This is a genomic window from Lelliottia sp. WB101 (assembly GCF_003051885.1).
Lineage (GTDB): Bacteria > Pseudomonadota > Gammaproteobacteria > Enterobacterales > Enterobacteriaceae > Enterobacter > Enterobacter nimipressuralis.
This window is the reverse complement of record NZ_CP028521.1, coordinates 100,651-126,628: the sequence shown is the minus strand read 5'-3', so window position 1 is coordinate 126,628 and position 25,978 is coordinate 100,651. Positions and strand designations below refer to the sequence as shown.

The 25,978-nt window shown below is 55.2% G+C and carries 17 protein-coding genes and 5 pseudogenes; 20 read left to right on the top strand and 2 right to left on the bottom strand.

The genetic code is table 11. From position 1 onward, the window contains the following. The 20 genes and pseudogenes from DAI21_RS23145 to DAI21_RS22810 form a co-directional block, all read left to right on the top strand. Positions 1–450: pseudogene (locus DAI21_RS23145) on the top strand (hypothetical protein); the annotation flags it as partial. Continuing rightward, positions 398–1,350, top strand: a pseudogene (gene traU, locus DAI21_RS23140) (conjugal transfer pilus assembly protein TraU). The pseudogenes DAI21_RS23145 and traU, both read left to right, overlap by 53 nt. Before the next feature lie 11 nt (positions 1,351–1,361). Next, complete coding sequence (gene trbC / locus DAI21_RS22900; protein WP_107704398.1) at positions 1,362–1,964, top strand: type-F conjugative transfer system pilin assembly protein TrbC; 603 nt, start codon at positions 1,362–1,364, stop codon at positions 1,962–1,964. Next, a complete protein-coding gene (locus tag DAI21_RS23595) occupies positions 1,957–2,538 on the top strand; it encodes a hypothetical protein (RefSeq protein WP_107704397.1) in 582 nt (193 codons plus the stop codon). Before trbC ends, DAI21_RS23595 begins: the two co-directional genes overlap by 8 nt. 133 nt (positions 2,539–2,671) lie before the next feature. Then, positions 2,672–3,814, top strand: coding sequence for a conjugal transfer protein TraN (locus DAI21_RS23590; protein ID WP_107704396.1), 1,143 nt, complete (start codon positions 2,672–2,674; stop codon positions 3,812–3,814). Beyond that, positions 3,811–4,605 carry a type-F conjugative transfer system pilin assembly protein TraF gene (gene traF, locus DAI21_RS22885; protein WP_234419537.1) on the top strand — a complete coding sequence of 265 codons (795 nt, stop codon included), beginning with the start codon at positions 3,811–3,813 and terminating at the stop codon, positions 4,603–4,605. The genes DAI21_RS23590 and traF overlap by 4 nt, the downstream gene beginning before the upstream one ends. Before the next feature lie 10 nt (positions 4,606–4,615). After that, entirely contained in the window at positions 4,616–5,188 is a 573-nt protein-coding gene (gene trbB, locus DAI21_RS22880) for a type-F conjugative transfer system pilin assembly thiol-disulfide isomerase TrbB (protein WP_107704315.1), read from the top strand. Positions 5,189–5,677: 489 nt separating this feature from the next. Further along, positions 5,678–7,035, top strand: a pseudogene (gene traH, locus DAI21_RS23585) (conjugal transfer pilus assembly protein TraH). Beyond that, on the top strand, positions 7,035–9,878 hold the full coding sequence (gene traG / locus DAI21_RS22870) for a conjugal transfer mating-pair stabilization protein TraG (protein ID WP_107704312.1): 2,844 nt from the start codon (positions 7,035–7,037) through the stop codon (positions 9,876–9,878). Before traH ends, traG begins: the two are co-directional and overlap by 1 nt. Next, the gene (locus DAI21_RS22865) at positions 9,878–10,564 is read left to right on the top strand and encodes a hypothetical protein (protein WP_107704311.1); all 687 of its coding nucleotides are present in this window, start codon (positions 9,878–9,880) and stop codon (positions 10,562–10,564) included. The genes traG and DAI21_RS22865 overlap by 1 nt, the downstream gene beginning before the upstream one ends. Positions 10,565–10,653: 89 nt before the next feature. Then, positions 10,654–12,834 (top strand): type IV conjugative transfer system coupling protein TraD, encoded by a 2,181-nt coding sequence (traD, locus tag DAI21_RS22860; RefSeq protein WP_107704395.1) that lies wholly within the window; start codon positions 10,654–10,656, stop codon positions 12,832–12,834. After that, positions 12,834–18,026, top strand: a complete 5,193-nt coding sequence (gene traI / locus DAI21_RS22855) for a conjugative transfer relaxase/helicase TraI (RefSeq protein WP_107704394.1) — start codon at positions 12,834–12,836, stop codon at positions 18,024–18,026. The genes traD and traI overlap by 1 nt, the downstream gene beginning before the upstream one ends. Positions 18,027–18,130: 104 nt before the next feature. Beyond that, a complete protein-coding gene (locus DAI21_RS22850) occupies positions 18,131–18,736 on the top strand; it encodes a DUF2726 domain-containing protein (RefSeq protein WP_107704415.1) in 606 nt (201 codons plus the stop codon). Positions 18,737–18,898: 162 nt separating this feature from the next. Next, on the top strand, positions 18,899–19,141 hold the full coding sequence (repA, locus tag DAI21_RS22845) for a replication regulatory protein RepA (RefSeq protein WP_107704393.1): 243 nt from the start codon (positions 18,899–18,901) through the stop codon (positions 19,139–19,141). Between the two features lie 228 nt (positions 19,142–19,369). Further along, positions 19,370–19,450, top strand: a complete 81-nt coding sequence (locus DAI21_RS23580; protein WP_107704392.1) for a hypothetical protein — start codon at positions 19,370–19,372, stop codon at positions 19,448–19,450. Beyond that, positions 19,443–20,423 carry a plasmid replication initiator RepA gene (gene repA / locus DAI21_RS22835; RefSeq protein ID WP_107704391.1) on the top strand — a complete coding sequence of 327 codons (981 nt, stop codon included), beginning with the start codon at positions 19,443–19,445 and terminating at the stop codon, positions 20,421–20,423. The genes DAI21_RS23580 and repA (DAI21_RS22835) overlap by 8 nt, the downstream gene beginning before the upstream one ends. Positions 20,424–21,392: 969 nt before the next feature. Beyond that, positions 21,393–21,698: a hypothetical protein gene (locus tag DAI21_RS22825; protein ID WP_107704390.1), complete on the top strand. Its 306-nt coding sequence runs from the start codon at positions 21,393–21,395 to the stop codon at positions 21,696–21,698. Positions 21,699–21,775: 77 nt separating this feature from the next. Beyond that, positions 21,776–22,357, top strand: a complete 582-nt coding sequence (locus DAI21_RS22820) for a DUF2913 family protein (protein ID WP_107704389.1) — start codon at positions 21,776–21,778, stop codon at positions 22,355–22,357. A 35-nt stretch (positions 22,358–22,392) separates the two neighbouring features. Then, on the top strand, positions 22,393–22,596 hold the full coding sequence (hha, locus tag DAI21_RS22815; protein ID WP_107704414.1) for a hemolysin expression modulator Hha: 204 nt from the start codon (positions 22,393–22,395) through the stop codon (positions 22,594–22,596). A 26-nt stretch (positions 22,597–22,622) separates the two neighbouring features. Continuing rightward, on the top strand, positions 22,623–23,981 hold the full coding sequence (locus DAI21_RS22810) for a DUF1173 family protein (protein WP_107704388.1): 1,359 nt from the start codon (positions 22,623–22,625) through the stop codon (positions 23,979–23,981). 249 nt (positions 23,982–24,230) lie between these two features. On the opposite strand, the pseudogene DAI21_RS22805 reads toward DAI21_RS22810, so the two are convergent. Further along, a pseudogene (locus DAI21_RS22805) lies at positions 24,231–24,509 on the bottom strand (serine recombinase); the annotation flags it as partial. Positions 24,510–25,579: 1,070 nt separating this feature from the next. Beyond that, positions 25,580–25,972, bottom strand: a pseudogene (locus tag DAI21_RS23370) (N-acetyltransferase); the annotation flags it as partial. Positions 25,973–25,978 lie beyond the last annotated feature (6 nt).

Genomic DNA, 25,978 nt, shown 5'->3' with positions numbered 1-25,978 from the left:
AATCCGTCGATGACGGTCGCAGAAGATCTGGCTGACCATCAGGGGCGCATCTTTGCGCACAAGGGCGACGTGGTGAACCCGCTGGACACAGTTCCGTTTAACCAGACGCTCTATTTCATTGACGGTGATAACCCCGACCATCTGGCCTGGATAAAGCGCCAGAAGCCGGACACGGTGGTGTACCGCGTCATTCTGGTCAACGGGGATATCCGGGAAGCCACAAAAGCGCTGGGTGAGCGCATTTTTTTGATCAGAAAGGAACAATGTCGCGGCGTTTTGAACTTAATGCAGTTCCTGCGCGCGTCACGCTGGGTGAAGACAAGCGTTCGTTACGCGTCGATACCTTTGCTCTGGAGGAGCAGCGATGAAAAAGCTGTTTTCTGTTTTGTGTCTGGCAATGTCGGGGCTGCTCTGGTCTTCATCTGTATCAGCGAACGCTCTCGAATGTGAGGGTAATTTTGTTAATCCGATCACCGATATCTGCTGGAGTGCATTTTCCCTGTGACCATCGGCAGTGTGGCGGTCGCATCCGGCGCACAGCCTGACACCGTGAATCCGTCCAGCCCTATTCAGATATGCCCCATGGGCGTGTTCTATCGCGTGGGGATGGCGATGGGCTACTGGGAGCCGATGCGCTCGCGGATGTGACCGCTCGCCCTACTGCATGGTGAATCTGGGTGGTTTTAACCTGGGCTGGGCAGTGTCGGAACCGGTAAGGGTACGCAGGAAGATGGTGATGAACCTGGGGCGTTCTATCATGTTCACTGGTACAAATACCGCTGACGTACTGGCTGAACATTATTACGTCTGCTGGTTGTCTTCAGGGGGGGATCTGGATATTGCCTACCTGTCCGAGCTTGACCCGATGTGGAACGACAGCAGTCTCAGCGTCATCATCAACCCGGAAGCGGTGCTGTTCAATAATCCGATAGCACAGGCCGCCTGCGCTGCAGACGCTGCTGCCAGTCTGGTGCATTAAACCACTGGATGTTCTGTTCTGGTGTGCCGGCTCTCAGGGCAGCATGTATCCGTTTACAGGTTACACCTCCAACGAGTACAGCCCGTTGCAGTCCACGCTGCTGGTCGCCGAACGTATGGCGTTCAAACTGCACCGTGAGGGCCTGATTATGAACTCCATCGGGGTGGATACGGCTGTCTGCTTTGAATATCCGTCCCCGATTATCCCGAAAGAGCGCTGGCGCTATCAGATGGTGAACAAATATCCTGACGCGGGCCAGTGTCATCCGGTTGCCGCAGCGTCATGCGCTGGGAGACCGGACGTAACCTACTAACGATTCGCCGTAACTTCGGCTACCTGTTCTGGCGTAACGGAACTGCGTTTTCCTCTGAAGGACCATTCAATGAAGCTACTTTCCCTGCTTCCGGCCATCGCGCTGGCCGGTTCGGTGTCGGCATTTGCCGATGCCGGAGGCGATAACAAAGCCTTTTTCAACGACATGCTGCAGATGGACCGCGAGCGCCACCTCGTGCTCAGTGCGCCTGATTTTGCCCGACCACCGGCGCTGTCCGGACAGGATGCGGACTATATCGCCTCGATGAAGCGACAGCAGCAGGCGAAGCCGGACGACAGCGCGCCTGTTGTCATGATGTTTGTCTCGTTCTCGATGCCGGAAGAGGACCTGCGCGAATCGGGTGAAAGATGCGGCAGGCCTGGGCGTGACGGTATCGCTCCGGGCATGGTCAACGGCGATATGCGCCAGACGGGTACGCGTATCGCGCAGCTGGTCAAAGAGACCAATACGGGCGGCATGCAGATTGACCCGGTCTCGTTTCGGCGTTACGGCATTACCTCGGTACCGACTCTTGTTGTGAAATGTGGCACAACGACTGACCGCGTACAGGGCGACATCACCCTGCGCGAGGCGCTGAAAAAGGTCGCTGAAAGCGGTGACTGTGCGGGATTCGCGGAAAGCGTGCTGAACAGGGAGGTTGCCCATGGCTAAACCATGGATGAATGTTATGGCGGGAATGACTCTTGTATTTGCAGGCTATGCCGCAGCGGATGCGTTCAGTGAAGGTATGTCGTTCGGAAAAGGCCAGCAGGGCACCGGCACGGATGCGATTAAAAACTTCAGGCCGGAAGAGACCATTCCGGGCTATACCGCCAGCCCACCCGAAACGGGCTACTACGGCGGGGTGACGTCTCCGGGCATTGACCTGACCAGCCCGGGTATGAATGAACTGAACACGTCAGAAGTCGGGCAGGCCATCACTGAGTCCATCCTCAACACGCCAGTGGATAACAAGCCTTCGCTCGACGCGCCGTTTATTACGGCTGGCACAGACATGCAGGACAATGCGGAAAACGTTATTGACCCGTCATTCGATGACTGCCAGGAGCAGAATGCGACGTTCACAGAAATCAGCACGCACCAGTGTAATCGTTCGCCTGCGGCGCGACTGTACTGTACCCGCACGGCAACCATCGGGGGAGCTGGAAAGACACGCTGGTCACAGAAACCTATACGGTACCGAACAGCGACTTCACGCCTGTTTATGATGGCAATAAGGGGCTGACGTTCACATTTAAGGCGCCTGCAACGGGCACTGTCCTGAGTGCGACCTATACCTTCAACGTTAATGATTCGGCAAATCTTTATGACTTTAATTTCTGGGGATAGCTAAAACTCTGCTGGGGAAGACGCACACCATGACGTTACCCGGCGCCGTGGGGGCCAGCCTGACGGAAGGCGGGGCCTCTCCGTCTGGCTCATTAATCTCCGGTGCCTGCCTGCCCGCAAATCAGGGACGATGTCGTGAATATGCCAAAAAGACCGTTGACTGGCTGAAAGGCGGGACCAAAGCGAACATGACCATTGTCCTGCAGATGCGCGTGACGGGCAAAGAGTGGGTGCCGGAAGTGGTCTGGTCGGAATCCTGCCCGTTTGACAAGCAGGAAGAAGTGCTGCAGGGCAGCGTCTGTACCGAAGAGGGCGGCAACAAAACCGTTGTGGTGAACGGTAAAGAGCACAGCGTCTACAGCGCCTGCTGGCAGTATCAGGACACCTATGTCTCTCAGGAGGCCGATAACGGCACCTGCAGTGAATACATGAGCAACAGCGCCTGCACTGTCAACGGTACAACCTGCCTTGAATCGCTGGCGGGTGTCTGCCTGTCCGAGATGGCCACCTTCTCCTGTGAAAACAAAGTCTCCGGGACCGGCATGATGTGTGGCGGCGAGTTCTTCTGCACCGACGGCAGCTGTGCGCAGGGCGAGACCGGGACCAACAATATGTTCGCCAAAGCGGTGTCCACGCTGGCCGCAGTTGCATCGGCAGGGGAAGACATCGCGGAGTTTAATGAAGCCGACGTACGCGCGTTCACCGGCTCGTCGCAGAGCTGTCGCAAGGCGATGGCCGGGTTCAGCAACTGCTGCAAGGACTCCGGCTGGGGTAACGACGTCGGGCTGGCCAGCTGCAGCTCGGAGGAGAAGGCGCTGGGTCAGGCCAAGTCGAAGAAGCTCACGGTTAAAATCGGTACGTACTGTGCGCACAAGGCGCTGGGTGTGTGCCTTGAGAAGAAAGAGAGCTACTGTCAGTTTGACAGTAAGCTTGCCCAGATTGTGCAGGACCAGGGCCGTAAGGGGCAGCTTGGTATTGGCTTCGGGAGCGCGTCTTCCCCCAACTGTCGCGGCATCACCATCGATGAGCTGCAGTCCATTAATTTCGACACGCTGAACTTTGCGAACTTCTACAGCGACCTGGAGGACGGCACCACCATTCCGGAAGACAGCGAACTGCTGGAAAAAGCGAAGCAGATGATTGCCGACAAAATGGCGGAGGCGGGTAAATGATGCGTTTACGGCTTCTGACCCTCGCGCTCGGTATCACCACTGCCACGGGCGTAGCGGCATCTCCGGATGTGGCTATCAGTCCCCGTCACGCGCTGGAAGAGGGCTGGCACTGGTACAAGGACCCGGCGGATATCGATGACGATGACGACGCGCTTCCGGCGATGCAGGCTCCGGCACCACAGCCTGTGCCCCTGAGCGCATCTGAGCAAAAAGCCCTGCTGCAGAAGGCGACTCAGGAGGCGCTGGATAACGCCATTCTCTACCCGTCACCAGAGAACTACCGTCGCTACGCGGTGATGAAAGAGTACTGGGTAAATCAGGCGACCGGCTTCACGCAGAGCGGCAAGAAGGCGCTGCTGCAGTTCCCTGAACTGAACTACAACCTGGTGCGCAGCCACTATAACGGTACGTCTGCCGCTCAGCAGTCGATGACGAAAGAGAAGGAGACGCTGGCGGTCAGCCACGTGGCCGAACGCTACGGTGTGATGTTCTTCTACCGTGGCGGGAATGCCGTGGACAGCCTGATGGCGGGCGTCATCAAAACGTACTGCGAGGAGCGGGGTATCTCCGTCACCGGCGTCTCCGTTGACGGCAAACTCAGCGAGCAGCTGACCAGCAGCTTTGTGGACAACGGTCAGGCGGAAGCCATGAACGTGAAGTTCTTCCCGGCCACCTTCCTGGTGGACCCGAAAACGCGCCAGTGGCAGCCGCTGGCCTGGGGCTTTATGGCCCACGATGATCTCGACCGCCAGGTGGTCAACGTCCTCACCGATTTCAAACCCGATTACTGAGTAACCCCTTATGAACGCAAAAATTCTGATAGCCGGCACACTGCTGGCCGTGTCGGCCTGTTCGTTCGCCGGACAAAGCACGATAGATGAAATCCGCGCGCTGGATGCGGCGAAGGCCGCTGCCAGAGCCGCCCGCGATTCTGCTGATGCACAACCCGTCACGTCAGCACCGAAAACCATCCCTCACCGCCTGAGCGACGGTCGCACCGTCAATCTGGCGGACTGGACGGTCGTGCTGTTCATGCAGTCCAGCTGCGAGTACAGCCAGAAGTTCGATCCGGTACTGAAGGGCTTCTCCGATCGCACGGGGTTGCCGGTCTTCCCGTTCAGCATGGACGGTAAGGGAGATATGGCGTTCACGAATGTGCTCGCAGCGACGCCGGATGTGATCCTGGAATACTTCCAGTCCGGACTGCCGCTGGCCACCCCGACCACCTTTCTGACCAATGTCCACACGATGGAAACGTACCCGCTGCTGCAGCAGTTCGCGGATGAGATGACGTTTGCCTCGCGTCTTGATGAGGTCTTCAGGCTGGCGCTCGATCGTCATAAACCTTCTTCAAGCCGCATTCCCAAAGCATAAGGATATCCCCGTGAACCGTGAAAAAATTGAAGCAGCCGTTCGTAATTATGTGAAGTCTTATGGCATGGACAATATCTGTCGGGACGATGTCATTCGGTACATTGAGGCGACGGGCTGCTCCGTCAGCCACGTAACCGCTGACAGCATCACTGTTGCTTTCCCGAGTCTGGGGAGGTGACGCTGACCGGATACGTTTACAGCAACCAGAATGTTAAAGACGGCTCACCCGTTCCTGTCGTTTTTGGACTTTGTGGTGTCATTGCTGGTTTTACCAGCATACTGTTTGCCTGGCTCATCAAATGGTCGTGCATACCCGTGTCAAAGCACGATACGGCACTCATGGTCGTTCAGCTTGCAACATCATTCCTGGACAGTGTCGCACTGGTATTGCTTGCGGTGAGCCTGCTTATTGCTGGCGGGAAGAGAGTCCATGAGCGTTGTTTCTGTGCCGGTCGCAGCCTTTTTAAAGGGAAGGCGGGGGGAGCAATGCTGCGTAAAAACCTTCTTGCAGCCAGCTTCCTTCTGGGGCTGGCCACGCCGGTTCTCGCCAGCGTCGAAAGCGATATGAAGTCCTTCTTCAACGACATGACCTACTCCTCGAACGCCACCTCTGCAAAGTCCTGGCAAGGGCAGGCCGCACGCTATATGACGGGCGGGTCGTTCTACAGCCGCACCGGCGTGAAGAATATCCAGATGGTGTCCATCAGCCTGCCGAGCATCTCTTCCGGCTGCGGCGGCATCGACGTATATCTGGGGGCGCTGTCGTTCATCAACGCCGACCAGTTCATCGCCTTTATGAAGCAAATCATGGCCAACTCGCCGGGCTACATGTTCGAGATAGCGCTCAAGACCACCGTGCCGGAGCTGGCGGCGGCCAAAGACTACGTGCAGAAGCTGGCCTCGGACATGAACCAGTTCAATATGTCCAGTTGCCAGGCGGCGCAGGGTATCGTCGGCGGGCTGGCGTCCATGTGGAGCGAGTCGCAGCAGGCGGTATGCCAGACCGTCGCGGGCAGAACAACATCTTCTCCGACTGGGCGGCGTCGCGTCAGGGCTGTACCACCGGTGGGAGCTACGACAGCGTCACAAATAAGGCGACCGGCAGCGAGGCCGACCAGGTGCTGAAAGATATCAACCTGATGTGGGCGGCGATGGAAAACAGCGCCCTGAGTAACAACCAGGAACTCCGGCAGTTCGCCATGAGCGTCAGCGGGACGGTGACGTTTGATAATAAAGGGACCATGCGTGTCCTGCCGAGCCTGATTTCCAATGACAAGGCGGTGCTTAACGCCATGATGAACGGCGGCACGGCGAACGTCTACGTGTGTGATAACGCGAACAAATGCCTGGCACCATCCATTAACAAACTGACGATTACCGAGTCCAGTTCACTGGTCAGCATGACGCGTAAAACGCTGGAGGAGATTCAGGATAAAGCCATCACCGACACGGCTTTAACGGAGGCAGAGCGTAAGTTCATCAACAGTACCTCCATTCCCATTCTGACCTGGATTATCGACCAGTCTTCTCTCTCCGTAACCCGCAGCCTGTTCGATCAGCTGGCGGACTACATTGCCTGCGATATTTACCTGCAGTACATGGACGGCATCCTCAAGCAGGTTAACGCGCAGCTGGCAGGGAAGGACTATCCGGGCGAAAGCATGTCGCTGTTACGGAGCAGCCTGCGTGATGCGAACAACGCCCTTAATACGCTGCGTATGGACGTGCAGGTGAAAGAGAGCGCACTTATCAGCGCCCAGAATCAAATTCAGTTCCTGCGCCAGCAGGTGTCTTCCCAGATGACCGACCGGTATATGGGCAACTATCAGTTCGGGAGAGTTAACTGATGGCAAACGTGATTGAGGTCTACACCATCGCCGGTGGCGGCTGGTTCCAGGACGTGTTCAACGGCGTGGCGATGTTCTTCAACAGTTCCGCGTCGGACTATCTGCTGGCAATGGGCACGCTGTTTTCCATTCTGGTGGCGGCGCTGGCGTACATCAAAAACAAGGACCTGATGGAGCTGATGAAGTGGGCGGCTTTTTACGTCTTCGTCGTGAGCGTTCTGATTGGCGTTAAGGAGGATGTGCAGGTCATTGATCTGTCCGAGCCGTCGGCGATTTACCAGATTGATAATGTGCCAGCCGGCATTGCCGTGCCGGCGAGCCTGCTGACCCGCGTCGGGGCGGGGATGACCCAGGTGTATGACACCATCTTTGCGCGCCCGGATTCGCTGACCTACTCAAAAACGGGAATGATGTTCGGGGCCGCGCTGGCCGTTGGCAGCACCAACTTCATGTTCACCGAGCCGGAGGCGCAGCGTATTTTCACAGACTACGTGAAAAACTGCGTGGTGGCGGATATCCAGCTGAACCATAAGTACACAATGGGCGACCTGATGCGCGCAAACGACCCGTATGCGCTTATCTTCAGCAACCCGAGTCCGCTTCGTGGTCTGTACGATGCCGACCGTAACTTTATGACCTGCGAAGCGGCGGCGGCCTGGCTGAAGAACAACAGCGGCGACCTGAACGGCAGGGATGCGAACTCGTTTATGAAGCAGGCCTCTTCCTGGCTGCACGGCTTCACAAACCAGGTGTTCGGCGGAAATAATGGCAATGCCGCCATTTTTACTGAAATGCTGAGCGACAGCTACAACTGGTTCCATAACACGTCAGCCAGCTCAACAGAGATTATCCGCCGCAACGTGGTGATGAACGGGATTCGCCACGGATTAAACAGCTACGCGGTGGACAGCGGCAACACGGCGGGGATGCTCAACATTTCCAGCGAGATGTCGCTCGCCAAAATGCGCATGTCGCAGTCAACGAGCGCCAGCATTGCGACACACACACTGCCCATCATGCACACGGTGTTGCTGGGAATGACGATTGCGCTCTTCCCGGTCCTGGTGATTCTGGCCGTCGTCAGCTCTTTATCATGGCAGGTACTGAGAGGCTATATCTACACCATTGCCTACCTGCAGATGTGGCCTGTTCTGTTTGCCATTCTGAACCACGCCATGAACTTCTACCTGAAGGATAAGCTCGGCGGCACGCCGGTGGTGCTTTCGACCATGGACCAGGTGCAGAACACCTACTCGGACATCGGGACCACGGCGGGCTGGCTGGCTATCTCCATTCCGTTTATTGCATGGGGTATGGTGAAGGGGCTGGGTCAGGTGATGTCGCAGGCGGGGAACTACCTGGGGCAGACGCTGCAGGGCGCGGCCACGCAGTCGTCCGCGCAGACGGTTGACGGCACGTACGCCTTCAATAACATGCAGACCGACAACGTGCAGGGGAATAAGTGGGACACCAACTACAGCCACCGCGATGGCCATATCAGCCATCAGCTGGATAACGGGGCCGTTCTCACCAGAACGAAAGACCTCGGTATCGTGATGAATACCAGCGAGGGGATGTCGAAACTGGCGGTCCATATCGGCGGTGCGGAGTCCACAATTGCCGGCTGGAATGCCAGTGCGCGCGAGCAGTACGCGCAGTCGGCACATCATCAGGCGGGCTACCAGAAGGGCAAGGAGGCCAGCTGGAGCCAGCTGCAGCAGTTTGCTTCGCAGCATGGTCATACCGACTCGGTGGTAAGCAGTGGCGATTCCGGGCAGACGACTAATATGACACGCGGTGCCAGCAAGATGATGTCGGTTGTCGACCGCTACGCCGAGGCAAACAACCTGAGTAAGTCTGCGGCCTATAACGAACTGATGGATAAATCCAGTCGCGGTGCGGCAAATGCAGGCGTTAAAGGGTCAGTAGGCACACCAAAATGGCTGGGTGCGAGTGCAGAGGCGCATACCGGACTGGAGTTTACGGGCGCAACACAGTCCTCTCACGGAACGAACCAGTCTAATTCGCAGCGTCATGACCACAGCCATGACAAAAATGCGCAGATGGTTGAGGACTTCCGCCAGTCCCGCGATATCGTTGAATCCAGTGCGGCTAAGCTGTCTGCTTCACATAATGACACCGGCATCAATAATCTCAGCGAGCAGCTTGGTGCGGCACTCAGCGAAACCAGCAAAGAGTTTGAGTCCTGGCAGAACAGTGAAACGCGCGCGCGCGAGTACAGCGAGATGGCGACGTACGCGAAAGACCATCGTGCTCAGTTCGATCAGAACTATGACCAAATGTTCACCGGATATGTCACGCAGAAAGCACCGGGCAGGGCGCAGGCTGTACTCAGTGATACCGGTTCACCGGACGTTGCCGCAGAGCGTGAGCAGCTTGTTCATGAGTTCATGCAGGAAAGAGTCTTACCGCAGCTGGAACAGCAGTACCGCTCAAATAAAGCCGCTATCGGGCAGAATATGCCAGGGGTGTCATCCGGTAATAATCCTTCCGTTCAGGAAACTTTTGACAATAACAGCCGTGTTATTGGTGATAAAGGGGAAGCCGCAAATATCAGGCAGGACTCTCAGGATCGCGTTAATAAGCAATTAAGTGATGTCGATGAAAAAATATCGGAAAACGGCGAATATATTGATACCAGTAAAGGAACGGTTGAGAAAGGGCGTGATAATCTGAAAGATAATCATGGAAATGCCAGCAAAGCGCAGGAGCAAGGGATGATTGCAGAAACTGAAAGGCAAAGTTTGTTCGATAAAGATATGCTTATTCCGCATAAATCAGTAGAGGATACACCCTCTCTATTTAAAAAGGATAAGAATTGATGGCGATTACCAATCACGACTTACTGGGTTTTAGAGTGATTAGTTTGATGGTTGCAGCTGTTTTTTCTGCGGTTGTATATGTTGATATACATGCATATTTCATGTTTCCTCTCTTTCTTTTGCAGTTAGTGGTATTGGTGTTAGCGCTAGTATTAAAAAGAAGACGTAAAGAAAAAAGTCTTGTGATTGTTGGGAAAGGTGGTTTTATAGTAATTGTTTTCATCTATATATGTGCTGTTGCGCTCGGTATTGCTATGTCATTGACAGCTTCACGCACAATGGATGCGATATTCTTACTGCTTTTTTATGTGGTGTGCCTCGATGCGATAATGGCAATCCCGTTTGTGCTGTCGTTTACAGACAAGTCTAAATGGCAGTATGGAGGCTCAGTCTCACGGTCAGGTTTGTGTGCTGAGATCAACCATGTGAATGGCCAGATGGCTGCAGCTTATGCTGATTCGAACTATGACCAGATGAGTAACGATCTGTACTGGCCACAAAGCGATCATCATGCGAATAGCATTATTGACAGTTCTCCAGGGGCTAATCCTGCGTCAGGACTCCCAATGGCTAACGATGCAATTGATGTTGGTGGTAATGTTTATGGTTTCGGCGATACATCTTTTGTGAATTATGACCACCACACAAACCAGTTTAGCGATTTTGATTACCACAACAATTCATAGAATTCGTTGAGTTAATTTAAACAGGGCTATGCAATGTAGCCCTGTCACACTGGTGGTTGTTTCTGATTCAGAATTTATACAGGTCTTCTATGAGCTTCAATCCACGCGATTTAACGCAGGGTGGACAGGTGTCTTTTATGCGCCTGAAAATGTTCCTGCAGATAAATAATATCATTTCGTATTACGTCATTATGTTCAGCGCCCTGCTGATGATGGCCATTTTATTTATTCGTATTTCACTGCAGAACCTGATGAACGGTATTATCTATTTTGCAGCAAAGCTGATTTCACCGTTCATGAAAAACTCCGGCACGAAAGAGGTTTTCACCATCCGGTATTACAAGGATTCATTTCGTTATACGCCCGACCAGGTACTGAGTGATGCTTATACCACCTATTGCGGCCAGCTGCTGAAGCAGGAACTGGCGATTGCAGGCTGTGCCACGCTATTTGTCGCCTTTTTGGTAACATTCGCTATTTACTGGTATCTCGGCCAGACCGGGCGAAAACAAAGTGAGGATGAGGTCATCGGCGGCCGCGTTCTGAATGACGACCCGAAAGACGTGACCCGGCTGATGAAAAAGCGCGGTGAAGCGTCCGATATTCGCATTGATGCCCTGGCGCTAAAGAAGGATGCGGAAATCCAGAACTTCGCCATGCACGGAACCGTCGGCTCCGGTAAATCGACGCTGATGCGCAAAATCCTGCGCCGCCTGCGCGAGCGCGGCGACCTGGTCATCATCTACGACAAGGGCTGCACCTTCATTGAAGACTTCTACGATGAAAGCCGCGACAAGGTCCTCAACGCTCTCGACGAGCGCTGCCCCAACTGGGACATGTGGGAGGAATGCCGCACGCTGCCTGAGCTTGAGAACGTCAGTTCCACGCTGATACCCTCCAGTTCCGGGGAAGATCCGTTCTGGCAGGGCAGTGCCCGCACCATCTTTGCTGAAGGTGCCGAACGTATGCGCGGCGACAAAGACCGTTCCTACAACTCCTTTCTGCGCACCATGCTGGCCATCACGCTCGATAAGCTGCGCGCGCACCTGGCCGGAACGCCGGCATCCACGCTCGTTGACGGCAAAATCGAGAAGACCGCCATCTCAATCCGAAGCGTGCTCACCAACTATGTGAAATCGCTGCGCTATCTGCAGGGCATCGATAAACCGGGGCGAGAAAAATTCACTATCCGGGACTGGATGAAGGGGCAGGCGGACAAGAGCAACAACGGCTGGCTGTTTATCACCTCAGATGAAGAGCACCACGAATCCCTTAAACCGCTGATCTCAATGTGGCTCAGCATCGCGGCAACCAGTCTGCTGGCGATGGGGGAGAACCGCGAGCGTCGTGTCTGGTTTTTCTATGACGAACTCCCCTCGCTGCACAAGCTTCCCACCCTGCCGCGCATCATCGCGGAAGCGCGTAAGTTCGGCGGCTGCTTTGTGCTGGGCTTCCAGTCCTATGCACAGCTGGAAGAGACCTACGGTCCCAAAGCGGCGGAAGGAATGTTCGACCTGCTGAACACCAAGTTTTTCTTCCGCTCGCCGTCCGCGAAGGTGGCGAAGTTCGTGGAAGAGGATATTGGTGAAACCCGCCGCAAAACCTTCAGTGAGCAGACCAGCTTCGGTCATGAGCAGGTGCGTGACGGTATCTCGTTTGGCAAGGATGAAGAGCGTATCAACATCGTCAGCTACTCCGACGTGCAGTCGCTCAACGATCTGGAGTGCTTCGTCACGCTGCCTGGCGACTATCCCGTGGTGCGCCTGAACATGAAGTACCAGGGCATGCCAAAACGGGCTGAGGCACTGCTGATGCGCGATCTGAAAACCAGTCTCGATCAGGACATCGAAACCGAGATCGACACCCGCGATGACGCACACCGCCGCCAGATGGATGCCCTGTTCAGCCCGGGTGAAACACCTGCGGCCGTTACAGAGGCGACCAGCCTGCCTGCTGAACCCGCTGTCCCCGTACCTGACGTGAAGCCTGCGGTGGCCGTGACTGCTGCGGCAACCTCTGCGAGCCAGTCTGATGAATCGACCGTTACTGCCTCTGCTGTGACAGGGGGCGCGGGTGGCGGAACCCAGCAGGAGCTGGAGCAGGAACACCCTGTGCCGGCAGGCATGAGCGAAGACGGTGAAATCATTGATTTTGCCGCCTATGAAGCGTGGGCGCAGCAGACCGGCAACACACAGGAGCAGGTTCGTCGTGAGGAGGTGAATATCAACCACCCTCAGGAGCACGGCGATAAAGAATGGGAGTACGTCTGATGTTGTCTGTTTCACCGATTAAGGGCGATGCCGGGTATTACGGCAAAGAGGATAACTACTATGTCAGCGGTGCGCTGGACGACCGCTGGCTGGGGAAAGGGGCGGAGAAGCTCGGTCTTGAAGGCCGCGTGGATGCCACCACGCTGGATGCAGTCATGGCGGGAAAACTCCCGGACGGCTCCGATCTGACACGCATGTCCGGTGATAAAAATACGCACCGGGCAGGCTACGATCTGACGTTCTCTGCGCCAAAGGGCGTCTCGATGGCCATTCTGATTGGGGGTGACAAGAAGCTGCTGGATGCACATAACCGCGCGGTGGAAATCACCATGCGGGAAGTAGAAAGTCTGGTGACGGCGCGCCTTACGGAGAACGGAAAGACAGAGACTGTCTCCACCGGAACGATGGTGGCGGCCCTGTTTAACCATGACACATCAAGAGATCTTGAGCCGCAAATCCACACGCACGCCCTGGTGCTGAATGCCACCTTCACAGAGGGGAAATGGCGGTCACTGGCGAGCGACCCGAAGCTCAAAACCGGGTTCAGTGAGGCCGTTTATGGCAACAAAATAGCGATTGGTAATATTTACCGTACCGTTCTTCGCGATGATATTTCACAGATGGGCTACGAGACGGTAGAGGCGGGGCCCCATGGATTATGGGACCTGAAGGATGTCCCTACGGAGGAGTTTTCCTCCCGCAGTACGGCTATTCGGGAGGCAGCCGGTCCGGACGCTTCTGCTAAATCGCTGGACTTGGCGGCGCTGGATACCCGTAAGCCAAAAAGCTGGGCTGACGCGGAGCTACTGGTTAAGAGCTGGGAAACCCGCCTGCAAAAGCGGGATTTTGATATGAAGGATTATGTAGCCCACGCCGCTGTAAGTGCCGGACAACCTGGAGTAGTCACGGAGGTGCCGGAACGGGACTCTGATGTGGCCCTCGCCGTGAGCGAGGCCGTTTCGGCGCTGTCGGACAAAAAGGTTCAGTTCACCATGTCAGAGCTGCTGTCCGGCACAGTTAACCGGCTACCGTCTTTGCCTGGCGTGTTTGAGCAGGCGCGCGCGGGTATTGATCAGGCCATCGAACAGCAGCGCCTTATCCCCCTTGACCGTGAAAAGGGCATATTCACCTCCGATATTCATCTCCTCAATGAACTCAGCGTGCAGCAGCTGGCGCAGACGATGGTGCGCGAGCAGCGCACGGAAGTATTTCCCGACCGCAGCGTGGCGCGTACGGATATTGCCGGCGATGCGGTTTCGGTGCTGGGGCAGGACCGCAGCCCGCTGGCGCTGATGTCCGGAAAGGGCGGCGCCCTTGCGCAGCGTGAGCGCATCGCCGACGTGGCGCAGATGGCGCGTGAGCAGGGGCGTGAGGTGATAGTGCTGGCCTCTGACCGGCGCAGCGGTGCGTTTCTGGAACAGGATGCGTTGCTGGAAGGGCGCCTGATGCACCGCACGGGCCTGAACGCGGATACGGTAATTCCGGCGCACAGCACGCTGATTGTCGAGCAGGCCGAAAAGCTGACGCTGAAAGAGACGCTTCTGGTGCTGGAAAAAGGGCAGGCCGCGAACGCGCAGGTGGTGTTTATGGACGCGCAGAACCGCGCCGGTACCGGCAATGCCCTGTCCGTACTGAAGGAGAGTGACGTGCCGCAGTACCGCTTCTACGGCGGTAAGCAGCCGGAAGTGACGCTGGTCAGCGAGCCGGATAAACGGACGCGTTTCGGTGAGGTGGCCCGGCTGTATGTGGAGGCCGGGCGGAATGGCCGGGACGTGGTGGCGCAGGTTGACGGTCCCGTGGAGCAGAAGACGCTGACCGACGCCATCCGGGAAGCGCGCCGCGATGCCGGTGAGATTGGTGCGGTGGATACGAAGCTCAGCGTTATTGAGCCGGTATGGCTGGACAGCAAAACCCGCCGCCAGCGCGATAACTACCGCCCGGGCATGGTGATGGAGCAGTGGAGCAGTGAGAAGCGTGAGATGACCCGCTACAGCATCGACCGCGTGGCGGACAAAACCAACTCCCTGGTGCTGGTTTCTGAGGCCGGTGAGCGTCTGGTGCAGAAAATCAGCAAACTGGATGGCAGCTGGAGCCTGTTCAGGGCGAAAACCCTCGATGTGGCGCAGGGGGATGAGCTGCGTACCCTGGGGCGCGAAGCGAAGGGCAGTATTAAAGCCGGTGAGCGTTATACCGTGCAGTCCACCGACGAGGGCAAACTGGTTCTGCAGTCCGGCGAGCGCAGCGTGGAGCTGGACACTTCCCGCGCGCTGAAGCTGTCACACGACTATGTGGAGAGCGTGGGCAGCAGCGTGAGCGCCGACCGTCAGGTGCTGGCCCTGCTGCCCGGACAGCGGCTGACGGCAGATTCACTCACCCGGCTGTCGCGCAGCGGCAGCGATATTCATGTCTTTACTCCCCTTGAGCGGTCGCGGGCAGAGAAGCGCGTGCTGGCCAGTCCGGTCGTGCGCCTGGCGAGCGAACGGGTCATGGATTCTGTTGATGCTGCAGACTTATCCGGTGCGGTAGAGGCCCGACGCGAGCAGCTGATGTCGCCGGCTGAACAGGCTGTCAGCCTGGCCGTGCCGCTGGCGCAGAACGGTAAAATCCAGATGTCCCGCGTGGACCTGCTGTCACGTGCTTTGTCATCGGGCGTACCGTTTGCGGACGTCAGCGCGGAAATACAGCGCCAGACGGAAAGCGGGGACCTCATTCACCTGCCAGTGGTGTCGGGCGCCGGTACCGATGTGCTGGTTCCGCGCGTGGCGTATGAGATGGAGAAAACCATTATCCGGACCATTGCGGAGGGGAAAGATGCTGTATCACCGCTGATGGAAGCGGTGCCTGCCGGTGTGCTGAAGGGGCTGACGCAGGGGCAGACGGCGGCGACGAAGCTGATACTGGAAAGTAAGGACCGTTTCCTGGGCGTGCAGGGCTATGCGGGCGTGGGTAAGACCACCCAGTATAGGGCGGTGATGAGGGCGATTGGTACGCTACCGGAGGACAAGCGCCCGTTCGTTATCGGCCTGGGCCCGACCCACCGCGCCGTGAAAGAGATGCGCGATGCGGGCGTTCCGGCGCAGACGCTGGCCAGCTTTCTCAGCGAACACCGACAGGCGCTGCTCAGCGATGAGAAGCCCGATTTCAGCAACACCCTGTTCCTCACCGATGAAAGCTCGATGATTGGCAACCGTGACATGGCCGAACTGCATCAGGTTGTCGCCGCCAGTCACGGTCGTATGGTATCGAGCGGGGATGAAGCGCAGCTGCAGCCGATTGCGGCGGGCACGCCGTTCCGCCTGATGCAGCAGCGCAGCGCCGCCGACGTGGCTATCATGCAGGAGATTGTTCGCCAGACCCCCGAGCTGCGCCCTGCAGTCGAGAGCGTGATTGCCGGCAGGGTCACTGAGTCCCTTGAACGTGTGGAGGCCGTCTCTCCGGCAATGGTGCCGCGAAAGACCGGCGCCTGGGTGCCTGAGCAGTCAGTGATGGAGTTTAAGCGTGAAAAGCCTGAAGACGGAACGGTAAAAGAGATATCTGCCGAAGCCGCGGAGACGGATAAGAATGCACCCGCCAGTGCCATTGACGCCATTATCGCGGACTGGCGCGGACGTACCCGTGACGCTCAGGAGCAGACGCTGGTTGTGGCGCCGCTGAACGCCGACCGCCGCGCCATTAATGAAGGTATCCACCAGGCCCGCCGGGAAGACGGTGATATCGGGCAGGAGGAGCGTCATCTGTCCGTGCTGTCTCCCGTGCGGGTACCGGACAATACGCTGCGCTCGGCTGACGGTTTTGCGCAGTATACCGGCAAGACGGCAATGCTTAACCAGCAGTACTACACCATCACCGGTGCCGATACGAAGAGCGGTATTGTGTATTTTCGCGACCGGGACGGTCATGAAATCATGATTTCACCCCAGGAGAACACCGCACAGGACATTTCCGTCTATGAAACCCGAACGCTTGCCGTCAGCGAGGGGGATAAGGTGTTGTTCAACCGCACCGACACGGACCGGGGCTACGTGGCCAACGATGTCTGGACGGTGGCGGGGTTCGCCGAGAAGGGGGGTATCCGCTTTGGGCGCGACGGGCAGGAAAAACTGCTGTATCCGGCTGTGGAGGATGCCGACCGGCATATTGACCTGGCCTATGCCGTCACGGTCAACGGCTCTCAGGGTGCCAGCGCTAAGCTCGTTATCGGTCTCGCCGGCATCGAGGGCGGACGCAAGATGATGGCCTCGATGGAGTCCTGGTACGTGACATTGTCACGCGCGGTGACGCATATGCAGACCTATACCGACGATACGGCGGGCTGGGTGAAGCGGATTGAAGGTGCAGAGAAGCGCCTGACAGCATATGACATGCTGCATCAGCAGGGTGATGTTAGAGCAGGTACAGCCAGCTGGCTGCTTGAGAACGCGGTGTCACTGGAGAAAACCGGCCTCGGTCGTCAGGTACTGAATACCGCACAGCTGGCGGGAGAGACGATGGCCAGCTTTATTGCGCCCGGGAAGAAATACCCTGTGCCACACATGGCACTGCCCGTCTGGAACCAGTACGGCAAGGAGCGTGGCGTGCTGCTGACGGAAATTCGCCTGAGCGACGAGGGCCGTCGTCTGCAGCTGGGCGATGAGCACCGGCTGATGGGGGCAGAAGACGCGCGGTTTGCGGGTCTGCAGTCCAGCCGGAACGGCGAAACGCTGCAGGCGGACGACTTTGCACAGGCGCTGCAACTGGCGCGTGAGAACCCGGAGAGCGGGGTGATCATTCGCCTGGAAGGCGATGAGTCGCTGCTGAATGCGCAGCGTCTGACGGGAGGGCGGGTTGAGGAGAGTGAGCCCGTGGTGCCACCGGTCACGGAAGAGGAGCCGCTTCCCCTTTTCCCTGAGAGGAATGTGACGGGTAACACAGATTCAGACCATGCCGTATTTCAGATTGCTCAGGAACTTCAACAGGACCCACTTTTCGGATTCATACAGAAATCAGATCTGGTAAATATAGTCCCCGGGGAAAAGCAGACCCCTGATGTTCATGTGGATATTGCTGACCACAAAATGCAGCAGGCCATCGAGCAGGTGGCCGCTGAGCTGGGCGGTAAATCAGGGCGTGATGTGACACATCGTCTGCAGCAGCAGGAGCGGGAATGGGTTCCTGAACAGGAGCACAGCCTGGAGAAGACGTTCGGAGAGTAATGCCTCCCCGTCGCGTTCAGGGTGTTCGGTGCTCGCGTTGCTGCGCTCCGCCTCAACCTGAACGTTCCGGGCAGGAATGTTTAAGGGAGTGAGTGGTTATGGATATGTCCGTCATGGCGGTATTTGTGGTGTTGTCGGTTGTGGTGTTTGGTCTGGAAATCGCGATTGTCCGGCTCGTGCGGGCCGTCAAAGGCCGTGGTCATCCCGTACTGGCGGCTCTCAGACTGAACGGGATCAAGCCCAAGCCTGCAGAGCATCTGCTTTGTAAGCGACAGGTCTGGGAGTCGGCTGAAACGCTGATGACGGCGAGAGAGCAACATTTTCTCCGTCGTCTTTCGCAGAAAGTGGACGAGCGCCGCTGGCGGTTGTGTCCTCAGGTCAGGGTGGCAGATATTGTGCGTATCACGCCGGATATCCGGGAACATTCCGCCACCTGGTGGCAGTTGTTCCGGATGGCATCTCAGTGGCACTGCGATGTCGTGATCGTGGAGCGGGAGAGCTTCCGGATAGTGGCGGCGGTTGAGCTGGATGATGCGTCACACTTGCAGCCGCGGAGGGTCCGGCGGGAAATCCTGCTGGAAGAGGTGCTGCGGCAGGCGGGTATACCGCTGATCCGTGACCGCGATCCCACGACGCTGATAAGCCAGGTTTCCGGACATTTAGCGATACATGAGGCGGGAAACGAAAGCATTTCTGTCGAAAAAAGCTAACGAACTGAACCGAAACGACAAATTTATCTGTGTTGTTAGAATCTGAAGACCCGCGCCTGCGCCAACAGGCATAAGGTCCCCCGAAATAAGAAGTCGCCCATTAGCGTAAGCTGTAGTAATCTCTACAAAATGATCCTTTTTTAGAACCTTGAGGAGGAAGAGATGTCACAGGCCGCTAATGTAGAAACTTCCTCAGCAAAACGAGCTTACCGAAAAGGTTCGCCTCTCAGTGACAGTGAGAGAAAAATGCGATCGGTGACCCGTAAAAGGGAGACCCACAAACCGATAAATGTGTTCATCCGTAACTCTCACAAGGATAAACTGGATGAATATTGTCAGGAAAATGGGTTAACTCAGGCAGAAGCGATAGAACAACTCATTGCTCGCGAATTATTAAGTGAGTAGTCACGTTCTTGATTGAACAATGTTTGAGTGCTAAATTGCTGTTCGTATAAAGAATTTTGAAGGCTGGCCACGCCGTAAGGTGGCAGGGAACTGGTTCTGAAGGGGTGTCTACCCGTAATCAGAAAAGGAAAACCCCGATAATCTTCTCATTCTTGGCGGGACGATAAGATTAACGGGGCCACTTAAAACTGTATAGAAGCTGTTGCTCTATGCAGGGAGTATAGATTTATGCCCTGGAAAGTTCAATACCCTCCGCTGCGGCCGTTACTACTCCTTCCGTGCAACATAAGCGCAGGAAGGCGTGGCTGAGCAGAACAAATCACAAGCCAGGTGGGATGGCGCCCCCTCTGATGAACAGATTCGTCTACCGAATCTAGCTTATTCAGCGAAAAATATTTCCGCGAACTCGTCTTTTACGAAGAAAAAAACAAAGCGCATTCGCGGTACACACTCTACTGCCTGTAAGTGCCCAAATCCCGTGTTTTTCCGTGACCCGGAACATAAAAAATTGCCCGGGGAGTACGGGCGTGCTCTGAACAACCTGTGTGGTAAAAACCGCGACACCGGCGAAATGGAGATCCGCAGACGTATCTCCTGCGACCCGTACTTTAGTTTTGTTCTTGCAAAACTGGGCCGAAAGCAGCGTATAAAAGCTGTCGTGTGCAACCTCATGGACGTGATGGCCATCCTGCTTCTTTGCAAAACAGACTTCGCAACCGGCATAATGACGGTTAATCTCAGCGGAATAGCAGAGGATCTGAGCCCGAAGGACGAGAACGGGGAGGTGATTCCGGAGACTGCGGTAACAGTCAGCCGCATCAGCAGGATGGTGATGTTTTTAATTTCGTGCGGTGTGCTTTATGCCGACCCCAGCGAGTTTGATGTAAAGGATGGAACCCGCTTTCCCAAACACGTCATGCTGACCGACGTTTTCTGGCGTCTGACAGGTGTCGATGTGGAAAAAATCCGGCACGAGCAGGAAATAAAATTGAACGGCACACCTCTCACTGATGCCCGTAAAATCTGGCACGCTAACTGCCGGCAGGCAACCATTATCAAACGCAGAAACAACGCGGCAAAGAGTCAGCAGAGGAAAAAGCTGGCTGCAATACCGTTTGATGGTCGTAAACGCGAGGTGGCAGAAAGACTTCGCCGGCAGCTTGGTGAGCGTATCCACTTACTCACCAGCGAGCAGTTCAATAAACTCGTCCGGAACAACCTCTGGCAGATGGAGCTTGTTGACCTGGGCTCTGCCGACCCGATAAACGCCCCACCAAATTAATCCCCCAGTTTTCATTCACCGCCTGACGGCGGCGGATTTCGCACGTCTGTAGCACGGCGCAGCCTGTTTTTTGCACAACCCCAGCCTGTTTTCACGCTAGCCTCCCTCTTTTTTCCGTCTTCCTGTCATCATTTTTGCGCTGATTTCATCCCTGATCCCACCTTTTCAACGTTATCCACTAACTTCTGCAAAGGAGAGGTACCAATCATCTGCATATAAGCCCTGCCACATCTGCAAAATATTCATAAACCCCATTGTTATTCATAAAAATACATTGTTTATCTTTGGATAAATTCTGTGGATAACGGGCATAAAAATCAGAAGCACCTCCCACCGCTACGCGACGGGCCCCACCGTTTCATTAGTTACAACACTCTAAATGCCATTCAGGAAACCCGCAGAGCAGGCCTGAAGCCAAAAGCCCCTCTCAACCAGCAAAGAACGTGCACAGCGGCAACACCTGAGCCGGGACCCACCACTGAAAAGCGAGCGCGCCCGGGCCGAAGGCCCGGAACACCATCGCTTTTAATAATGGATGTTGTAACTAGATTTCTTTATTGCTGTCAGTAGTACTGCTGTAAGATTTGAGTACACGCTCGTAAGCGCCCCTGACGGGCCGCTAACGCGGAGATACGCCACAACTGCGGCTACGCCTTGTTGTGACCACTCCGACCGCGCACTGAAGGTTCTGTGTTGCTGAAAGCGGGGTTTGGTCTGGCAGGAAGGAGGGGGGGGCTACCGTATCTGTCCTTTATCAGCTGACTTCACTAAAGTGCCTCACTCGCCACGGAGCCGGAAAAGAAAAACCCCGCGCAATACTGCGCGGTTGTATCGCTTCGCTCCCATGCCCTTCGGGCATCACGAAATTGAAGATGCCTTTGGGTCGTTTACCCTTTGTGTATATATGGCTTAATAGTGCGAGGTATGATGAAAAATTAATAATATGAGGTGGTTATGGATATAGAAACAATGGAAAAAACGCTCAATTACTCGTTAAAAGTGTTGCGCGAGCGCGATTACTCCAGGCTCGAAGACGATGCTCAGCAGGCTATACTGTCCCTGTTTATCGATGACGGGGCTAAACCATCAAAATTAGGGCGCCAGACGCTCGCCATTCATGCCGGCATTCTGGGACAGATGACCAGCACTTCCCGCCTTGAAATCCTGGCAATGGATTTGCTGACGGCCTGTGATAAAGCGGAAGTTATGGATGCACTGTCAAAAATTACTGACATCCTGAGTACGCCTGAATTTGCTGAAATCACGCGGGTTTAATCAGAATATCTGCCGGTGAGACGTTAAGCCATACGGGTTATAATATTGGAATCATTAACTCTGCCGGCAATTTTCTTATGAGAGACACGGATAAAACAGGGCATCTTGCCTGGTGTGCCCTGATAGCTCTTCATTCCGCACGACAGGAAGGTACTGTCAGTTCTGAATCGCAGGAAAACCTGTTTATAACGCGCTGGTTCGCTCAGGCTAAAAAACAGCGCCGGTTTTCACGCGAAGTCGCTGCGGATATCGACTGGATAATGAACCAGGGGAGAACTCAGGGAGTCAGGGCGCGTTTACGCAACAAGCTTGATTATCTCTGGCGCTCCTGCACCGGAGAGCTGCGTGAGCAGAACGACCTTTTCCGTCTGACCTATGCTCTCGAACTGGCCACTCAGCACGACTGGGTGTATCACGTAATGGACGATAAGCAATGGAGCGGGCGGCACCAGGTCAGGCTTAACCCAGGCGTTAACAGCATTTTTGTGCTCAAAAGCGCCCTTGATGCCGGTTTCAGTAGTGACGGAAGCCAGCTACAGCCTGTCGCGGTAAGAATTGGCGGGCAAATGGAAGGACTGAACGCATTGCTCAGAAGCTGTGGCTGGGAGGCGGTCAGTAAAGACGATAACTGGCAACTTATTGCCAGGAACGTCGGCTGACGACTGTATCTATCGTTGCGCGAAACAATATGAAAATGACAAAAAAAGACTGGCTTTACAAACTACGCCGAATAACCGAGCGAGAATCTCTTGAGAAAATCATCGAGAAGAAATACTACGAGCTAAGTGATGCTGAGCTGGCAGTTTTCTGGGGGGCAGCCGATCACCGGCTGGCTGAACTGGTAATGAATCGTTTGTACGACCGTATCCCAAAAAGCGTCTGGCAGTACGTCGTGTAAAAGCAAAATCCAGGCAGGGAGTATGTATGGCCAAAGGAAAAGTCTACACCGTTCACGTTACGGGTCTGGTATCAGGTGGCGGCTGGTTTGGCGAACAGAGGCAGTCGGATAACAATGCTGAATGGCGTGATGCCTTACGGGATGCCCGGAGCAACAGGGCTGAAGCTCGCGTAATATGCCTGTGTAAGGGGCAGAACGAGGACAACTCGCTTCGCAGACTGGTGGTCCGGTACCGGACCGATACGGATAAATTCTATGTGTCTGCCTGGCAATTTACCGGCGGACAGCACCGGCATGACTGCCGGTTCTGGTCTATCTGGCCAGATAAATCGTCAGCTAAAGCCTATTCATCCGGCGTTGTTACCGTCAACGATGACGGTCTTTTCTGCATCACGCTTCCGGTCGGCCTTTCACGAAAGGAGCCCGGCGACGCGTCCGCGCAGAACGTCAACCCGGCACGACATCCGCGTACAGGTAAGGCAAAGTCCTCGATGAGCCTTCTCGGGCTGGTCAACTTTATCTGGCAGCAGGCTGAAATCAATACCTGGAGACCAGAGTACGTCGTGAACAGGCCGAGAACGGCTCTCTGGGTCGCCGGCAGAGTCAGCAGGGCGGCAGGTAACATACTGGCAGGTGGTGTCAGATTATCTGACGTGCTTCTCGTCAGTGCGGCCAGGAACAGCGTGCAGAGACAGAAAAATCAGGAGCGGGTGCGCAGTGCTATTCAGAATAACAGGCGTATGGTCGCTGTCGCACAGCTTAAGCGCGATGCCACTGAAGGCTATGCTGAGATGCAGGCCGGGCAGCTGCGCCTTTCCAGCCCCTACGGCTTCCCCGCGTTGAAGGTTTCACCTTCCGTTCACAGGGCCTGCGAGCGAAGTTTTCAGACCGAGCTGAATGCCTGGAGGGCCGGTCATAAAGTGGTCGCGATTATCGAGACTGAAACCCCGAGGCTGCATTTCGAACAACGAGGTGGACGCGTTATCCCCGTCAATGAAGCGGATGTTATCGGCATTGCGCTGATGCGCGTATCACCGCGATTTATTCCCGTAGACTCAGGGTATGAGGAGATTATTGAAACTCGCCTTTGCGAACAGCAACGCAGTTTTGTGAAACCCCTGCGTTTTGATACCGATGACGACACATTGCCTGATTTCTGGCTGACGGATACGGGCGGAGAACGCGCGCTTCCGATGGAAGTTTTTGGCATGAGAACGCCTGAATATATAGCGCGACGGGATGATAAAATTGCGCTGTATAACGACAAATACGGCACTCAGGGATGGTGGTTCTGGGATGCAGCGGCGCGGAATGCTGAAAACAATATTCCGGCATTTCCGCCGAAACCGGGGTCCGCCTGGAAAACGGAAAATATCCTACGTTAAATTGAAAGCTTATGTTGCCTCGCAGAAAACCTCTGATTAGCTCCCCTTATATCCCCGCCCGATTGGGCGAGGGTATACGGGGCATACGCTAAAAGTCCCGCAGGCCGTTGTGTGTCCACTCTGCCTAGTCGTACTGGTGAAGCTCAACGTATTGAGCGCGTTTATAATAGGGTTTTGAAGTCCATTGGAAGTTATTATACCGGAGCTGGAGTTCTGGAACCTGAGTTTCATCGGGGGCTGGTCCGGGGATTAAGCTTCCTTATCTTCAGAACTGCTGCAGACGCGTATCACTGTCATTTTTGACACTCCAGCCAGACGGGCTGTTTCCCGCAGCGATTTTCCGTTGACCAGACGCAGAGTGCGTATCAGTTCATGTTTCTGCGCATCAGCCACCATGCCCCGGTATTTTCCTTCCGCTTTCGCTTTACTGATTCCTTCAGACAGGCGACGTCGCCTGTCCTCGTAGTCTTTTCGGGCAATAGCGGCAAGCATATCCAGCATCATACCATTGACGGCCTTCAACATACTGATAGCGGAACAGATCGAAAATCCAGTTTTTATCGGTTCGATACAGTGCCGGCCCTCCAATTGTTGCTGCGCCAGGGGGGGGTTATGTCGGATGCGGTAATCAATACTGTTCCTGCGAGTCACTTCAAGACAGTGCATCAGGGGGGGCATGGAACTACTTACTGCTTTGTTCCAGTTATATGCATCAACCGTTTCTTCTTCTTTGAGCTTTAAGATACTTTCGTAGATCTTTAGCCGTTATTCTGAGATGTAGTCTTCCAGGTTCATACAAGGCTCCGTAATTTTCTTCTATCTTATTACGGTTGACGTATACGTCAAATTAGCTTAGTGCTTTCACATCAATGCTCAGACTTCTTCGGACCTGAGCGCTAAAGTTAGTACCGGAAAAGCCACCTAAAAGGTGGCTTTTCTCTATCTATAATCTACACTTCGCGAAAGCTAGTTGTATAAGCATGAACCATTCAGAAACAGGCGCGGAACCATTCAGTAGCATGACAAATGTCTTGAAACTGGGCTGGCAGGGATTGCCTGAGTCAAACCCCTCGTTGCTCCTCCAGTTACGCTGGTCCTAGTTAAATTTCATTCTTTGTTACCATAAGTTGTGGTCAGCCCAGTCTGACTGTTTTTACAAACCCGAATAACCGTCATCCTTGAAAACCCAACTAATCGAGCCAAGAGCTCTCCGATTCACGTTCGCTGCACCGGGGCGGCCAAGTACATGGTATCCCTCCGAGGCACGGACACAAACGTTATCCCCCTTAGCAATGGGGGCACCGCGGAACTGGCACTGGACGGAACGTGGGGACAGGTCTACAACGGTACGTATGGGACCAATTCGCATACCCTGACTGCAACCCTGCAGGGTGCTCCGTCCGGCTCCGGGGCCTTCCAGGGCCAGGGCGTGCTCATGGTGACGTACCCGTAATATCCCGGGGTGCTGTTGCTTCCAGACCCGCTTCGGCGGGTTTTTTATGCGCAAAAAAGCCGGGACTAATACCGGGTAGTTTTTCTCCTCCCAGACGGCTTCTGTCCTAACCATAGAGGGACTGTAATTATCAATGCGTATATATCTATTTGTCTTTTGCAGCGAATAATTCTTCTATCGATTTAGTCGGACAGAATAGGGCGTTACTATTTGTATCCCTGAGCTGTACGAAGCTCAATCCCAGGTAGAATTTTCTTGCGTTATCCTTCAGTGCCTCAACGAACCTACCGTGTATGCCTACCGCCTGGGACGCCTGATACACAACCTTCATGGCATGTGTAACAAGCGCATCTCCATAATCCTGTCGTTGAACACTTTTATCAATTGCCAGACGACCCAGGGTAACACTCGGAACGTTTTTATAAGGCACCCGCTTTTGTTGAGTTTTGCTCGGAAGATACTCTTTTTCGAAGCAGCTCTCGGACAATGTGTAGTACCCCATAACACTAGGTTTCTCCTCTCTCGTTACGAGCACATACGCTGA

Bases quoted from the DNA above. Each gene is read 5' to 3' on its own strand.
- trbC (WP_107704398.1), top strand. From the start codon at position 1,362: ATGAAGCTACTTTCCCTGCTTCCGGCCATCGCGCTGGCCGGTTCGGTG.
- DAI21_RS23595 (WP_107704397.1), top strand. From the start codon at position 1,957: ATGGCTAAACCATGGATGAATGTTATGGCGGGAATGACTCTTGTATTT.
- DAI21_RS23590 (WP_107704396.1), top strand. From the start codon at position 2,672: ATGACGTTACCCGGCGCCGTGGGGGCCAGCCTGACGGAAGGCGGGGCC.
- traF (WP_234419537.1), top strand. From the start codon at position 3,811: ATGATGCGTTTACGGCTTCTGACCCTCGCGCTCGGTATCACCACTGCC.
- trbB (WP_107704315.1), top strand. From the start codon at position 4,616: ATGAACGCAAAAATTCTGATAGCCGGCACACTGCTGGCCGTGTCGGCC.
- traG (WP_107704312.1), top strand. From the start codon at position 7,035: ATGGCAAACGTGATTGAGGTCTACACCATCGCCGGTGGCGGCTGGTTC.
- DAI21_RS22865 (WP_107704311.1), top strand. From the start codon at position 9,878: ATGGCGATTACCAATCACGACTTACTGGGTTTTAGAGTGATTAGTTTG.
- traD (WP_107704395.1), top strand. From the start codon at position 10,654: ATGAGCTTCAATCCACGCGATTTAACGCAGGGTGGACAGGTGTCTTTT.
- traI (WP_107704394.1), top strand. From the start codon at position 12,834: ATGTTGTCTGTTTCACCGATTAAGGGCGATGCCGGGTATTACGGCAAA.
- DAI21_RS22850 (WP_107704415.1), top strand. From the start codon at position 18,131: ATGTCCGTCATGGCGGTATTTGTGGTGTTGTCGGTTGTGGTGTTTGGT.
- repA (WP_107704393.1), top strand. From the start codon at position 18,899: ATGTCACAGGCCGCTAATGTAGAAACTTCCTCAGCAAAACGAGCTTAC.
- DAI21_RS23580 (WP_107704392.1), top strand. From the start codon at position 19,370: ATGCCCTGGAAAGTTCAATACCCTCCGCTGCGGCCGTTACTACTCCTT.
- DAI21_RS22825 (WP_107704390.1), top strand. From the start codon at position 21,393: ATGGAAAAAACGCTCAATTACTCGTTAAAAGTGTTGCGCGAGCGCGAT.
- DAI21_RS22820 (WP_107704389.1), top strand. From the start codon at position 21,776: ATGAGAGACACGGATAAAACAGGGCATCTTGCCTGGTGTGCCCTGATA.
- hha (WP_107704414.1), top strand. From the start codon at position 22,393: ATGACAAAAAAAGACTGGCTTTACAAACTACGCCGAATAACCGAGCGA.
- DAI21_RS22810 (WP_107704388.1), top strand. From the start codon at position 22,623: ATGGCCAAAGGAAAAGTCTACACCGTTCACGTTACGGGTCTGGTATCA.